11 protein-coding genes are annotated in these 14,430 nt (G+C 54.8%); all 11 read right to left on the bottom strand.

Annotation, left to right across the window (positions count from 1 at the left end; all coding sequences use genetic code 11):
• Positions 1-5: 5 nt before the first annotated feature.
• Positions 6-887, bottom strand: a complete 882-nt coding sequence (gene hslO / locus MKY58_RS27635; protein ID WP_036712801.1) for an Hsp33 family molecular chaperone HslO — start codon at positions 885-887, stop codon at positions 6-8.
• 153 nt (positions 888-1,040) lie between these two features.
• The gene (locus tag MKY58_RS27630; protein ID WP_339322874.1) at positions 1,041-1,808 is read right to left on the bottom strand and encodes a type III pantothenate kinase; all 768 of its coding nucleotides are present in this window, start codon (positions 1,806-1,808) and stop codon (positions 1,041-1,043) included.
• Between the two features lie 16 nt (positions 1,809-1,824).
• Entirely contained in the window at positions 1,825-2,685 is an 861-nt protein-coding gene (gene nadC, locus MKY58_RS27625; protein ID WP_339322873.1) for a carboxylating nicotinate-nucleotide diphosphorylase, read from the bottom strand.
• Positions 2,675-4,291, bottom strand: a complete 1,617-nt coding sequence (gene nadB, locus MKY58_RS27620; RefSeq protein WP_339322872.1) for an L-aspartate oxidase — start codon at positions 4,289-4,291, stop codon at positions 2,675-2,677. Before nadB ends, nadC begins: the two co-directional genes overlap by 11 nt.
• Before the next feature lie 38 nt (positions 4,292-4,329).
• Complete coding sequence (gene nadA, locus MKY58_RS27615; protein ID WP_212952160.1) at positions 4,330-5,268, bottom strand: quinolinate synthase NadA; 939 nt, start codon at positions 5,266-5,268, stop codon at positions 4,330-4,332.
• Positions 5,269-5,679: 411 nt separating this feature from the next.
• Positions 5,680-7,752, bottom strand: coding sequence for an ATP-dependent zinc metalloprotease FtsH (gene ftsH / locus MKY58_RS27610; RefSeq protein ID WP_212952159.1), 2,073 nt, complete (start codon positions 7,750-7,752; stop codon positions 5,680-5,682).
• A 116-nt stretch (positions 7,753-7,868) separates the two neighbouring features.
• A complete protein-coding gene (gene hpt, locus MKY58_RS27605; RefSeq protein ID WP_339322871.1) occupies positions 7,869-8,408 on the bottom strand; it encodes a hypoxanthine phosphoribosyltransferase in 540 nt (179 codons plus the stop codon).
• A 47-nt stretch (positions 8,409-8,455) separates the two neighbouring features.
• Complete coding sequence (gene tilS, locus MKY58_RS27600) at positions 8,456-9,907, bottom strand: tRNA lysidine(34) synthetase TilS (protein ID WP_339322870.1); 1,452 nt, start codon at positions 9,905-9,907, stop codon at positions 8,456-8,458.
• A gap of 42 nt (positions 9,908-9,949) precedes the next feature.
• Complete coding sequence (locus tag MKY58_RS27595) at positions 9,950-10,897, bottom strand: serine/threonine protein kinase (RefSeq protein ID WP_339322869.1); 948 nt, start codon at positions 10,895-10,897, stop codon at positions 9,950-9,952.
• Positions 10,881-11,621: a vWA domain-containing protein gene (locus MKY58_RS27590; RefSeq protein ID WP_339322868.1), complete on the bottom strand. Its 741-nt coding sequence runs from the start codon at positions 11,619-11,621 to the stop codon at positions 10,881-10,883. The genes MKY58_RS27595 and MKY58_RS27590 overlap by 17 nt, the downstream gene beginning before the upstream one ends.
• A 113-nt stretch (positions 11,622-11,734) precedes the next feature.
• Complete coding sequence (spoIIE, locus tag MKY58_RS27585; protein WP_339322867.1) at positions 11,735-14,239, bottom strand: stage II sporulation protein E; 2,505 nt, start codon at positions 14,237-14,239, stop codon at positions 11,735-11,737.
• Positions 14,240-14,430 lie beyond the last annotated feature (191 nt).

Genomic DNA, 14,430 nt, shown 5'->3' with positions numbered 1-14,430 from the left:
GTGCCTTAACGAATTGCTCTGTCCAGAATCTGCTGCAATTCTTCTTTGTTAAAGCTGTATGCTTCGTTGCAGAAATGGCACACGACTTCGGCATGGCCGTCTTCCTTGATCAGCTGCTCCAGCTCATCCTTCCCGAGGCTGACCAGCGTCTGTTCCACCCGTTCCCGCGAGCATTTGCACTGGAAACGGATATCCATATGCTCAAGGACTTCCACGTCAGGCAAAAGCCACCGCAGCATTTCATCCAGTTCCAGCCCCTGATCGAGCAGCGACGTCACCGGCGGCATGGCTCCGACGGCCCGCTCGATCACGGTGATTTCCTCATCGCTGAGTCCCGGCAGCAGCTGCACGATAAAACCGCCGGCCACGATGACGGAATTGTCGGGTGCTACCAGGACGCCCAACCCTACCGCCGATGGCGTCTGTTCGGAGGCGGCAAAATAGTACGTGAAATCTTCGCCCAGCTCCCCGGAAATGATCGGAACGCTGCCGCGGTACGGCTCCTTCAGGCCCAAGTCCTTGGTCACGTGCAAAAAGCCCTGGCCGACCGCGCCGGCGACGTCCAGCTTACCTTGGCTGTTGCTCGGCAAATGGGTATGCGGTTCGTCCACATAACCTCTAACTTCGCCTTTGGCGTTGGCATCGACGACGATTTGGCCGATCGGGCCGTCGCCTTTTACCTGAATCGTCAATTTCTCCTCGCCTTTGAGCATAGCCCCCATCATGGCGCCTGCCGTCAGCGTCCGCCCCATGGCGGCCGTAGCCGTAGGCCACGTATCATGTCTTCGCCGCAATTCCTCGACGAGCGCCGTCGTCCTTACGGCGAAAGCCCGGACGCGCCCGCCCATGGCGGTGCCTCGAATGAGGCCGTCTTGTTTATTTTCCATGTCCATCTTAGACTCCTTGCTTTGAATTTGAAGATATTGTAGTCCGCTTTCATTTACGATATGTTCGATGACACCCCTTATGAGGGCGCAAAACGGCTTTCCCTTCGTTTATCGTTCCCCAAAAACGAAGGTCAGGTTCAAACCGGACGTTTGCTATTTGTTGCGCTCATATATAATCCGCAGCCCTTCGAGCGTCAGCATCGGGTTGACCTCATCGATCGCTTCCGATTCGCTGGCGATCAGCTCCGCCAGCCCGCCGGTGGCTACGACCTTCAGCGAAGGGGAGCGCATTTCCTCCTTCATCCGCTTGACGATGCCGTCCACCTGACCGGCATACCCGTAAATGATCCCGGCCTGCATGGCATGCACCGTGTTGCGGCCGATCACCTTTTTCGGCTTTTCGAGCTCGATGCGCGGAAGCTTGGACGCCCGTTCGACCAAAGCCTCCGTCGAAATGCCGATGCCCGGCACGATGGCGCCTCCGAGATAATCCCCTTTTTCGTCGACGCAGTCAAACGTCGTTGCCGTCCCAAAGTCGACCACGACCAGCGGCCCTTTGTACAGCTCGACCGCGGCCACCGCATTCACGATCCGGTCCGCGCCGACCTCGCGCGGGTTTTCGTTGCGCAAATTCAAGCCTGTTTTAATGCCCGGTCCGACCATAAGCGGGTGTTTGCGAATATATTTACGGCATGTCTGGTCGATCACATGAACCATCGGCGGAACGACGGAGGACATGATGACGCCCTCAATGTCCGAAACGTTAATCCCTGACATATGGAACAAATTGTGAAACCATACGCCGTATTCATCCGATGTCGATTGACGGATGGTGCTCAGACGAAAGTGGTGAAGAAGCTCTCGCCCTCTATAGATGCCCAGTACAATGTTGGTATTCCCGATGTCGATGACAAGGATCATGGGGACGATCCCTCCTTTATTTTACAGCATTGAGATCCAGACTGATGTCAAGACTCTCAAAAGAATAGGTTAACCGCCCCACGGATATGACGTCAACCCCGCACTCGGCAATTTCTTTGACCGTTTGCAGCGAAACGTTGCCGGAAGCCTCGACGCGGACATGCGGCGCCTTCGTTTTGATCCGTCTGACCGCCTCTCTCATCATTGCTTTGTCCATGTTGTCCAGCATGATGATGTCCGCCCCGGCCTCCAAAGCCTCCTCTACCTGCTCCAGCGACTCCGTTTCCACCTCAATGGTCATTGTGTGGGGAATATGGGTGCGAGCCCGTTCAACCGCCAGGCGAATTCCGCCCGCTCCTTTAATATGGTTGTCCTTAATCATGACGGCGTCATACAGCCCAAAACGGTGATTGGCGCCGCCCCCGACCCGCACGGCATATTTCTCCAGCATGCGGTGACCCGGCGTCGTTTTGCGCGTATCGACGAGCCGGGCAGGCAAACCTTCAAGCTTATCCACGAACATGCGGGTCCGGGTGGCGATGCCGGAGAGACGCTGCAAAAGATTCAGCGCAAGCCGTTCCCCCGTCAAAATATGGTGCGTGCTCCCTTCGACGACAGCCAGCACGGTCCCCTTCGTAACCCGGTCTCCGTCCTTTACGCAAGGCGTAAACGACAGTCCGGGATCCACCACTTGAAACACCAGCTCCGCAACCGGAATGCCGGCCACGACGCCGTCCTCCTTGGCATGAATGATGCCCTTGGACTCGTGGCCCGGGGGAATGGTGGCCATCGTCGTCACATCGCCGGATCCGACGTCCTCCTTCAACCATAAACGGATGGATTCCACCAAACCTTCGTTATATCCGTTAAACATCATCGCTGAATTCCTCCATCATTTCATCTTCGCGCCGCTGCAGCAGATGTTTGCGCCACACGGCGTCGTCTCTTTGAGGGTAATCTTCCCTGTAATGGGCGCCCCGGCTTTCCGTTCGTTCGAGCGCGGCCCGGGTTACCAGCATGCTGCTGGTCAGCATGTTGGCGAATTCGAACTCCTCTTTCTTCGTAAGCTCCGACTGGAAAATCGGCAGCTGCCGCTGCAGCTCCTCCATCCCTTTGCGGAGCATCGTTCCGGTGCGCCGCAGTCCGGCATACCGCACCATCACCTTCTGCAGCTTGAGCCGCCGTTCGATGACCGCCTGCTTGGGAGCGCCGGTCCGGCCCTCCAGCTGATGGGACAAGTCGATTGAACCGACCACGGGGGCCAAAGCGCGAATCCGGTTTACGATCCGTCTGCCGAACACGATCGCTTCGGAGAGCGAGTTGCTCGCCAATCGATTGGCCCCATGCACGCCGGTCGAAGAGACTTCCCCGCAGGCGAACAACCTGGCTACGCTGCTTTCCCCGTTCAGGTCCGTTTTGACGCCGCCCATCATATAATGCGCAGCCGGAGCGACGGGAATCCAATCCGTTGCCATATCCAGGCCATAGTTCATGCAGGTTTCGTAAATGGTAGGAAAACGGTGCTTGATAACGCCCTGCGGTTCGTGCGTAATATCCAAATACACGAAGGTCGCCTTCGTTTCCTCCATCTCGCTAAGGATGGCCCGGGCCACGATGTCCCGCGGCGCCAGCTCAAGCAGCTCGTGGTATTTTTCCATGAAGCGTTCGCCCTTGATGTTGCGCAGCACGGCCCCTTCCCCCCGCACCGCCTCGGAAATAAGGAAACGCGGGGCACCAGGGTAACAAAGCGCGGTCGGATGAAACTGGAGGAATTCCATGTCGCGGATTTGCGCGCCCGCCCGGTAAGCGATGGCAATTCCGTCCGCGGTAGCCACCTCTGGATTCGTCGTATAGCGATAAAGCTGTCCGGCCCCACCCGTGCACAGAGTGGTAGCCGCCGCCTTGACATACACTCTCTGGCCGTCGGGACGCTGCACGAGCGCCCCGACGCATTCGTTTCCGGTCGTTATGACGTCGATCACAAAATGATGCTCCCATACTTGGACGCGTTCATGGCCCCGTACCTGCGCCGCCAGCGCCCTAACGATCTCAAAACCCGTCGCGTCGCCGTTGGCATGCAAAATCCGGCGGCGGCTGTGGGCGCCCTCCTGCGTCAACGCAAGCTCCCCGTCGATCTCGTCGAAGGCCGTGCCCAGCCGGATCAGCTCTTTGACGCCTTCAGGCCCCTCATTCACGAGAATATCAACCGCGGCCGACGAGCATAACCCCGCGCCTGCCATCAGCGTATCCTCACGATGGTAAGCCGGAGAGTCGTCTTCCGAAGTCACGGCGGCGATTCCGCCTTGCGCATAGCGGGTATTGCTCTCCAGAAGGGCGTTTTTCGTAATCATAAGCACGTTCAGGTCTTTCCCCGCCTCAATGGCCGTATACAAGCCCGCAATGCCGGAGCCGACCACGATGACATCGGTTTCCACGCAAGGTAAGGACTGCAGGTCAAAATCAACCAAATACTGAGGAATCATTGCATCATTCACCTGTCTTAGAGAAAGAGTAGCGCATGCTACTGTACTTGTAACATGCGCTCTAAAGAAATCCGGGCCTTGTCTGCGACGGCCGGCGGTACGTAAATTTGCGGCTTCATCGTTTCAAGGCACTTCACCAATTTTTTAAGATTGTTTACCTTCATGTTCGGACATACCAAATATTTGGTCGCAAAATGGAAGGTCTTGTGCGGACTGTCCATGCGAAGCTGGTAGCCCGTGCCGTCTTCGGTTCCGACGATAAACTCCTGGCAATCCGACTTTTTGCAGTAATCGATGATCGCCGTCGTGCTGCCTACGAAATCTCCCATCGCAACCACTTCAGGACGGCATTCCGGATGCACGACGAACTGGGCGTTCGGATGTTTGGCTTTCATTTCCACAACGTCTTTTACGGTCAGCATGTCATGCGTATTGCAGTAACCTTCCCAAATGATCATTTTTTTGTCGGTATGCTGCTGTACGTAATGGCCGAGGTTTTTGTCCGGCACCCAGATGATCTCGTCGCAATCCAGCGATTGGATCACCTTCACCGCATTGGAAGACGTGCAGCAAATGTCCGTTTCCGCTTTCACGTCGGCGGAGGAGTTGATATATGTAACGACTTTGGCGTTCGGATGTTGGGCTTTCAGCTTGCGGAGCCCATCCACGTTCACCATGTCGGCCATCGGGCAGCCTGCGCGTTCGTCCGGAATCAAAACCGTCTTGTTCGGAGCCAAAATTTTGGCGCTTTCCCCCATGAAATGCACGCCGCAAAAAACGATCGTCTCCGCATCCGTTTGCGCGGCTTTCTGCGCAAGCAAAAAGGAATCGCCGCGGAAATCGGCAACCTCCTGAATTTCGTCCCGTTGATAATAGTGAGCCAAAATAATTGCGTTTCTTTCTTTTTTGAGCTGCATCAGCTTCTCGGTCAATTCCCGTTTTTGCTCCTCTTTATGCTGCAGCGCCAGAGCTTCCACCAGAAACCCACTCCTTTAATAAGGTCATCACATGATCCATGATATTGTGAAAATTCTCTCAAAGTTAGGTGTCTAAGCCTCGAGGTTTTTCAGTTATCAACTAATGTACACAAGGTTTCACGGGCTGTCAATTGGGCGGGAAGTTCGGCATAAACAGGTCCATCCGGCCAAAAAATCCTTATAGGGCGCATGTTTCGTGCATCCCTTCACAGCAAAAAAGCTTGATTGAAAAAATAAAAATTTTTCATGATGCTTGGCTCAGGCTCCTTCACGCAAAACGAAAACAACCTCATGCTCAGGACATACGCTGTGATCGACGGTTCCGTACTCATTGGGGTAAAGCTGCTAAAAAACAAAAAAACCCGGAAGACGATTGCCGTCGTCTTCCGGGTTTTGTATGTCCTGCTGGGTTTACGCTTTCGTACCTGGAGGCGTGCCTCCGTTATTCGGATCGTCTGCCGGCGGGTTCGTCGGATCGTTCGGAATGTCCGAAGAGCTCTTCGGAGCATCGTTCGGAATCTCATTCGTCGGCAAGTCGGCATTGTCCTCTTTGCCTTGAATGCGAACGCGAACGTCGCCGATCTCGTCGATTACGGGCGCGCCGCTTTCGGAGGAACCTCCGTTTTCACCGTCACGCGGTCCGTCTTCCGACAGGTATCCTTGTTCGATCAGCTCTTTGATTTGCTCCAGCTCCAGGGTTTCTTTCTCAAGCAGCGTATTCGCGATGAGATGAACCTCTTTGGCGTGTTTGGTCAACAAATCTTTACAACGCTGATAACATTCGTTGGTCATGCGCTGCATTTCCTGATCGATTTCATAAGCGATGGAATCACTGTAATTTTGCTCGTGTCCAAGATCGCGGCCAAGGAATACTTGGCCTTGGGACGAACCGAATTGCAGCGGTCCAAGCTTCTCGCTCATGCCGTATTCCATGATCATGCTGCGGACGATGTTGGTCGCCTGCTGGAAGTCGCTGTAAGCGCCCGTTCCGATTTCCCCGATAAAGAGTTCCTCGGATACGCGGCCGCCGAGAAGGCCTGTCACTTTATCCAGCAATTCCTGCTTCGTGACGAGCATGCGGTCTTCCTTCGGCATCATGATGACGTATCCGCCGGCACGGCCGCGAGGAATGATCGTTACTTTATGCACCATATCGGCGTTTTCCAGGAAGTAGCCGACAATGGTATGGCCCGCTTCGTGATAAGCGACGATTCGCTTCTCGCGTTCGCTGATCACGCGGCTGCGTTTTTCCGTACCGACAATGACGCGGTCGATCGCTTCGTCGACCTCGCGCATGGAAATATCCTTCCGGTTGCGGCGTGCCGCAAGCAGGGCAGCCTCGTTCATCAGGTTTTCCAGCTCGGCGCCGGTAAAGCCGGTCGTGCGTTTCGCTACCACGTCAAGCTTAACGTCTTTCGTGAGCGGCTTATTGCGTGCATGGACTTTCAGCACCGCTTCGCGGCCCTTCACGTCCGGACGGTCGACCGTGATTTGACGGTCAAAACGTCCCGGACGCAAGAGCGCAGGGTCGAGAATATCCGCACGGTTCGTCGCCGCAACGATGATGATGCCTTCGTTGCCGCCGAAACCGTCCATCTCTACGAGCAATTGGTTCAGCGTTTGTTCGCGCTCGTCATGGCCGCCGCCAAGACCGGCGCCGCGCTGACGGCCAACCGCATCGATTTCGTCGATAAATATAATACATGGCGCATTTTTCTTGGCGTTCTCGAACAAATCGCGAACGCGGGAAGCACCGACACCTACGAACATTTCCACGAAGTCGGAACCGGAAATGCTGAAGAACGGAACGCCGGCTTCCCCGGCTACCGCGCGGGCAAGGAGCGTTTTACCCGTACCCGGAGGGCCTACGAGCAGCACCCCTTTCGGAATGCGGGCGCCGACTGCGGCGAATTTCCGCGGATCCTTAAGGAATTCCACGACTTCGACAAGTTCCTGTTTCTCTTCATCGGCCCCGGCCACATCTTCGAATGTGACCCTCTTCTTCTCTTCATTATATAAGCGCGCACGGCTTTTGCCGAAGTTCATCACTTTGCCGCCGCCGCCCTGTGCCTGATTGAACAGGAAGAAGAAAAGAATGAACATGATAACCAAAGGAATCATGGAGGAGAGCAGCGTCAGCCAAATGCTTTCGCCTTCCATTTTCTTCTGGGTATAGCTCATGCCGGTCTTGTCGCTGGCGTCCACCAGCTCTTGGATCGCGGCATCCGTAGCCGGAATGTAGGTTGAGAAGCTGTCGGATTTAGCCCCTTCCGGTTTTTGATTATATTTACCGGTTACGAGATAGGCGTAACCGTCAAATTGAACCGTGATATCCTTCACATTGCCAGCCTTAATCTCTTGCCGAAATTCATCGTATCTAGGATTGTGAGCAGATTCACCGCTGCTGCTTACGAACTGGACAATGCCCACCACAACTAAAAAAAGAATCAAATAAAAACCAGAATTCCGGATGAACCGATTCATCCCCTACCTCCTCTCAAAACACTTTAATTATTTTACCATAGCCTGTCTGACCATCTCAACAGAGGTGGTATTAGCATGAACCGTCAGCAAAACGTCCATGGGCTGGAGTATCACCATTAGTGGGAATAAACTTCCGGTTTCAAGATCCCGATGTAGGGCAGGTTCCGGTAACGTTCGGCGTAATCCAAACCGTATCCGACAACAAAGGCGTCTGGCAAGGAGAAGCCTGTATAATCTGCTTCCAGATCAACGGTACGGCGAGCCGGTTTGTCAAACAACGTGACGACGCACGTCGACTTGGCGTTGCGGCTCTTCAGAAGCTCGATCAGATGGCTGAGCGTGAGACCGCTGTCGATAATATCTTCGACGATCAGGACGTCGCGTCCTTCCACCGACGCATCCAAATCTTTGATGATTTTGACGACGCCGGATGATTTGGTCTGTGCGCCGTAGCTGGATACGGCCATGAAGTCGAGCTCGAGAGGTACTGTCATATTTTTAACCAAATCGGCCATGAAAATAAACGCGCCTTTGAGTACGCAAATGACCAAAGGATTGCGCCCCTCATAAACCTTGCTGAGCTGTGCTCCAAGTTCCTTGATTTTCTTCTGGATTTCCTCTTCGGTGATCAGGATTTCTTGAATATCGTTTTGCAACTGAGCGAACCTCCTACGTTTATACTATGAAAGTCTTACTATGACCATTACAGTTGCTCCACTGCCTCTGCATCCTCCAGACACATATGAAGAACGGATAACGTTCGTGCCCCGACCGCCGCATGCGCGGACCGCCGGACTCCCGGTATCCAGATGATGTTGCCTGAACCATCGACTAACACAGGAATGCGGGAGCGAGCGGATGGAGGTATCTTCGCGTCAATGAAAATATCTTTTACCTTTTTGCTTCCGTTTAATCCCATGACCTTCATGGTATCTCCAGGCAGTCTTGAGCGGAGTGTTAATGGAAACTTCAATTGGTCGGCATCGAACACTGCTTCGGCGCAAGCCTCGCCCTTGGCCTGAAAAAAAGGGTCATCCGGCGACTGCGCCTTCATCGTCATCCTCTTGCCGATTTCAGGAATAAAAAGTTCCGGAACAGCAGCTTGAAGCTCGTATGTATAGCTCTTGGACTGCTCTTGCGGCTTGTGCATAAACCATATCTTATCGTATTCGCGTATGCAGGCCAAGCCTCCTCCAATGTCAAGGCTCCAGGTCGTGCTTTTATTCTGAATCAAGGTTTGGCGAATCCATTCGATTTTGTGGAAATCAGTGATTTCGGAGCCTGCCGACAGATAATTTAATATTAGTTTAATCAACCTTCGTTGTAAAGCGACATGTAAGGCCAAAAAGGAAGGCGCTTCAAAATAGAGCCTTCCATTCTTATGCTGCACCGTTTCGCGATATGCAAAATCGGCAGCCCGCTCCATGAAATCGTCTTCCCCGCCCGCGATCTCGGCAAGCTGAACCAGCGATTGTCTGATCTGACCATTATATTGCCCCAAAAACGGCAGCACATCCAGCCGGATCGCATTTCGCCGGTACTTGGTGGAGAAGTTGGAGCTGTCGACCGCGTACTCGTAACCTTGCTGCTTACATACGCTGACGAGGTCCGTTTTGTATATACGTAAAAAAGGACGGATGAGTTCCACATTTTTTTCGCTTCTTTTTATTTTCATGCCTTTGAGTCCCGCAAGCCCGCTCCCCCGGAGCAGATGCAGCAGCACCGTCTCGGCCTGGTCGTCGGCGTGATGCGCCAGCGCGATGGATGCCGCGCCCCGGCGGACGGCGGTTTCATGCAAAAAGGCATACCTTTTTTCGCGCGCCGCCTCTTCGAATCCCTTCCCGCTTTCTTCCATATAAGAAGGAACATCGATTCTCGCCAGCTCGAACGGGATGCCCAAGCCTTCGGCCAATCGGCGGACGAGCTTCTCCTCGTCGTCGGATTCGGCCCGGAGCCCGTGATGGACATGCGCGCAGATCAGCTTAAGCGGGACATGCAGCTTCGAAATTCGGTGCAGGACATGCAAAAGAGCCACAGAGTCCGGCCCGCCGGATACTGCGACTATGATCGTGTCATGGGGCTGCCATAATCCATGCTCGCCGGCCGTACGGAGAACATGTTCCGTCAACGTATTCAAATCGGTCCTGCTTTCCATTCAGAATCCCCTTTTCTACAGCAAGCCTTATGTAAAAAAGCCTCAGGACAAAAATGCCCATAAACAGGCCAAACACGCCACCATTAAGGATAGAGCGAATGCATTGATCAGCCAGCGCGGGGTCTTGCCCGGCAGCTTGCCGGCAAAGGCGGGCGCATAGATCGTCTCCTTCCACAGCTTCAGCGCTTCGCGCGAACCGGAGAATTCCCCCCGGATCGCCCGTCCCAGCCATTCGGCGTACACTTTCAGCTTCGGGCTCCGCTGCACGATTGACAACAGCTGACCCGCGCTTCGGGTTTGCGGCAAATGCCGGGTGGCGGCGGCTTTGAGCTCCTCTTCGTTCAACATCTGAATCACCAACACGGCAAAGGCAAACAAGTCGTAACCCTCGTCGCTCGTCCGCGAGCCGGCATTCCAGTATCCCCGGTCGTACCACTCCGTGAACTGCTTGACGCTCCTTCCGATGGAGCTTACGCCGCCGTAATCGATCAGTTCCACGCGGCCGACATCGGACACCATGACGTTCTCCGGCTTTAAATCCCCGAAAATGAAGCCGAAGCGGTGCAGCCCGTTGAGCTTTTCGAGCAGGCGGAGCCCCGTTAGGCCGATCCAATCGTGACCGCGTTTGCGGATGAAATGATGCAAAGAGGTCCCCCGGATATAACGCATGACGTAAAACGGAATATCCCCGTCCGGGCCCTTAAAATCGTCCACTTCAAGCAAATAGGGCATGCGCAGGCCGCCTTTCGGCGATTCCGACGCTTTGCGTTTCGACTGCAGGGACATCAGCACGTTGATCTCGGATTGCAGGTCCAGCGTGTCGAAGCCCATTTTGAGGGCATACGGATCGCGGGAGCCTTCCTTTTGCACCAGGTAAACGACTCCGTTTGCCCCTTTTCCCAGCACGCGGCGGACGATAAAGCGGCTTTTGCGCCATTTCCCCGTTATGACCGTTCCGGCCGGATACGCCGGATTAGACGACGTAGTCACCGAGCATCCCTTCTCCTTCATCGGCATGTTCTCGCCATGTTTCGTGTCCATTTAGTGTACCATAACGGAAGAAATCAATCACCTTCATGATCGCGGGCCCCGTCGGCGTCGCCCCCCTCATCTGAATGCGCTGGAAAAGGGATCTCAACGCCCCCGCATCTTTCGTCCAGCCGCTGTCCATCACCGCATCCTCGCCGCTCCGCCGTCCCGGGAAGTGGAATACCGCAAGTTCGCTCATTCCTTCGCGCGCTTGAAGGCTGAGCATCAGATCGCGGATGGCATCCTCGACCGCCCCGAGCTTGGGTTTCATGCTGGCGCTGGCATCAATCAATAATGCCACTTGGAGCGGCGTCGTTTCCGTCATATCGTCGACCACTTGAACGACCTGCGAGCGCTGCGACGGCGGCAGATCCTCAAGCGTCGCATCCCCCAGAATGTGCTTGAGCTCCTTGTTCACCGCTTGCTGAATAGTCTGAACCACCGTTTTGCGCGTCATCATCTGCATCGTCTGGGCAAGCTGCCTCGTGCCTACGATCCGGCTGACACCTCCTCCCGCTTTGGCAATTTCGGCAATCTCCAAGCTTCCAAGCTCGCCAATCGTACCGTAATCCACCACCCCCGCAACGTTCACCGTAATTCCTTCCTGGAAAGCATGGGCTGCCGCCAGCACCGGGCTTGTTCCTACATTCGAGCATCCGTCCGTTATCAAAAGAATCTGTTTCACGATCGATCTTCCTCCCAAAAATGGATTCTATTTGCCTCTAGCATTTCCATTTTTGAGAGATTTCAAACGCTAAAAACTCCCCCCTTTCCCATTTCCCGGGCAATGCGGACGCTTTAGCTCACCGTGCGCGGCCGCTCCATCCGCGCAAGCCCCGGCACATGCAGCGTCGCCCACTCCGGCTGGTAATGCTCCACTTTGCCCACGACGACGGTCATGTCGTCATGGATGACGTTTTGCTGGTACCGGATCACTTTTTCGAGCAAAATGTCCGCGATTTGCTGCGGATCCTCGCTGTCGATCTCCTGGATCATCCGTTTCATCCATAGCTCCTTGTTCACCGCATGCCCCGGCGCATCGTAAATGCCGTCCGTCATCATGATGACGATGTCCCCCGCCTGCAATTTTAAAGTGACCAGGTCTACCTCGATGTCCTGAATGATGCCGATCGGCAGGTTGCTGGCCGATACCGGTATGACCTCGAGTCCGCGCTTGATAAAGCTTGGCGTCGATGCAATTTTCATGAAGGTCGTCTCGGCGGAATATTGGTCGATGAGGGCCATGTCGACGGTCGCGTACACTTCATCCGGCGAACGAAGCATCAAAATCGAGTTGACGGATTTGATCGCCAGCTTCTCGTCCATCCCGCTCTGCAGCAGCTGCTGCAAAATCGACAGGGCGGTGCTGCTTTCCTGCTTGGCCCGTTCGCCGTTGCCCATCCCGTCGCTGAGCGCGACCGCAAACGTGCCGTTGCCGAGCTCCATCATGCTGAAGCTGTCTCCCGACAGCAAATCCCCGCCTTTGGCTGCCCCGGCCACACCCGTCGTAATCTCGAACGTTTTGGCCGAACCGAACAGCACCGTGGCGAGCCCGTCTTTGGGCGACACCGACGATTCGTGCAGCACCGCGATGTGCTCGTCCAAAATGTCCGACAGCAGCGGCGCGATAATTTTGCGGCATTCATCGTAACCGCGCGTAAACGCATGCACGATTTCGATCTCCACATGCCCGGAGTCCAGGCTGATGATTTCGATGCCCTGAATGGAAAGCCCCAGCTGCTCGAGCGCCTCGCGAATTTGCTCCTCCTGCCGGTACATGGCTTGTCCTTCCCGCTGAATTTCGCGCGCGAGATCCTCCATCACCTGGGACACGCCGGACAATTGCTCGGCAACGAGTTGACGGCTGTCGTATATTTGCCGTTTCCACTGCATATCATGCTGGTAAAGGCCGTACTGCTGCTTCATCTCCTGAAGCACGTCGCCCGTTTTGCCGCACATGCGCATCCATTCCTTCGGAATATGCTGTTCGGTCATTTCCGGGTTCTCTTCCACGGCGGACATCACGTCCGTCATATATTTATAGGTTTGATAAAATTTCGCGTCCCAGCAGTGGCTTCGCTTGATGCAGGAGGAGCAGACCCCTTCCGCGACCGCGTTCATGAAATGGTCCACCTCGCCCGAACGCTTGCTGATCTCCTCCGTGCCGGCCACCTGCCCGAAGCTTTGGGAGAGCTGCCGAAATACGCGGGAAAATTGGGTGACCCTCTCGGCCGTCAGATCGCGCACCCTTTTCGCATATTCATGCTGGGACTTGCTGTGATCGTTCGTGCCGGGTACATATTTCGATATCATCGAAATCACCGACCTCGGCGTCAGCAAAAACAGCGCAATCGCCGCGCAGGATTCCCAGGTGGAGGTCATGACGTCGCCCGGACCGCTGAAATAAATCGATAAAATGGACGAGCCGAGCAGCATGCCGAGCATGACCGCGCCTTTTTTGCCTTCCCGCAGCATGCCGGCAAGCATGCCCGAAAAAGCGAGCAGGCTCATCTGATAAATGGCGGAGATGTCAGCCAGGCTCAGGATCAAGCCGGTGACGACGCCGACCGAAGCCCCCAGCGGCGCTCCGCCGACCAAAGCGAACACCAGGATCAAATAGCGGGACAGCACATGCTCGACCGACAAGGAATAAATCGTCCATCCGACCGCCCCGGTCATGACGGAGGCCAGCAGGATGATGAGGCACAATATTTCCTCCGACCGCAGCTGATAATTCTTTTTTCGGTATGTGAATATCGGAATTGCCTGAATAAATACGAGGGTGAGCACGAAGCTGAGGACCGCATCCAGCGAGCTCATCATAAAGGCGTACCAAGTGAAGGACGAGCCCATGACGATCGCAAACAATTTGACGACGAACGAAGACACGAACACCATGAGAGGCGCGTAGGACACTTCGGCATGGTCGAAAGCGTTCAGGCCCCGATGGATCAAATAAAAGATAAGCAGTTCAGCGGCAATCATTAGCGATGCCGGGAAAGGAGCAAAGAGGCTGCCTGCAATGAGCGCCACGCTAACCGGAAGCAAATAATCGCGGCGCAAGAACAAAATGACGGCGAAATAAGCGATTGCAAATGGCGATAGCTCGTCCAGAATCATGGCTTTCCCCAGCAAAAACGCCATCAGCGTCAGCAAGATCATCCACTTTTTGGCTGCCAGCAGCTGAAGCGGACGCTGCACCGCAGGCATATTCCGCATGCGTCCCATCAAGCCGTTGCCTTCCAAGGAAGCCTCTTTATGCAGCGTTTTAAAACCGGGTATGTTCACGTTCAACTTTTCCATGTACTTAAGCACCACCATTTCCTAGATTTGATGGTACCCATTATAAAAGCCCTCAAACATGAAAGTTTGTCATAACAGCGGACAAGCCGAAAAGAAATTTCCGACAAAAAGGAACGCCGTGCGAAACGTCGGGAATGGCCCGCGATTTCCCTCGCCCCAACCGTTTGCGGCCGTTCGGAACCCGCCCGGAT

Source organism: Paenibacillus sp. FSL W8-0194 (assembly GCF_037969745.1).
GTDB lineage: Bacteria > Bacillota > Bacilli > Paenibacillales > Paenibacillaceae > Paenibacillus_AQ > Paenibacillus_AQ cookii.
The sequence above is the reverse complement of the archived record's forward strand: the minus strand, read 5'-3'. Positions and strand labels throughout refer to the sequence as shown.

Bases quoted from the DNA above. Each gene is read 5' to 3' on its own strand.
- hslO (WP_036712801.1), bottom strand. From the start codon at position 887: ATGGAAAATAAACAAGACGGCCTCATTCGAGGCACCGCCATGGGCGGG.
- MKY58_RS27630 (WP_339322874.1), bottom strand. From the start codon at position 1,808: ATGATCCTTGTCATCGACATCGGGAATACCAACATTGTACTGGGCATC.
- nadC (WP_339322873.1), bottom strand. From the start codon at position 2,685: ATGATGTTTAACGGATATAACGAAGGTTTGGTGGAATCCATCCGTTTA.
- nadB (WP_339322872.1), bottom strand. From the start codon at position 4,291: ATGATTCCTCAGTATTTGGTTGATTTTGACCTGCAGTCCTTACCTTGC.
- ftsH (WP_212952159.1), bottom strand. From the start codon at position 7,752: ATGAATCGGTTCATCCGGAATTCTGGTTTTTATTTGATTCTTTTTTTA.
- tilS (WP_339322870.1), bottom strand. From the start codon at position 9,907: ATGGAAAGCAGGACCGATTTGAATACGTTGACGGAACATGTTCTCCGT.
- spoIIE (WP_339322867.1), bottom strand. From the start codon at position 14,239: ATGGAAAAGTTGAACGTGAACATACCCGGTTTTAAAACGCTGCATAAA.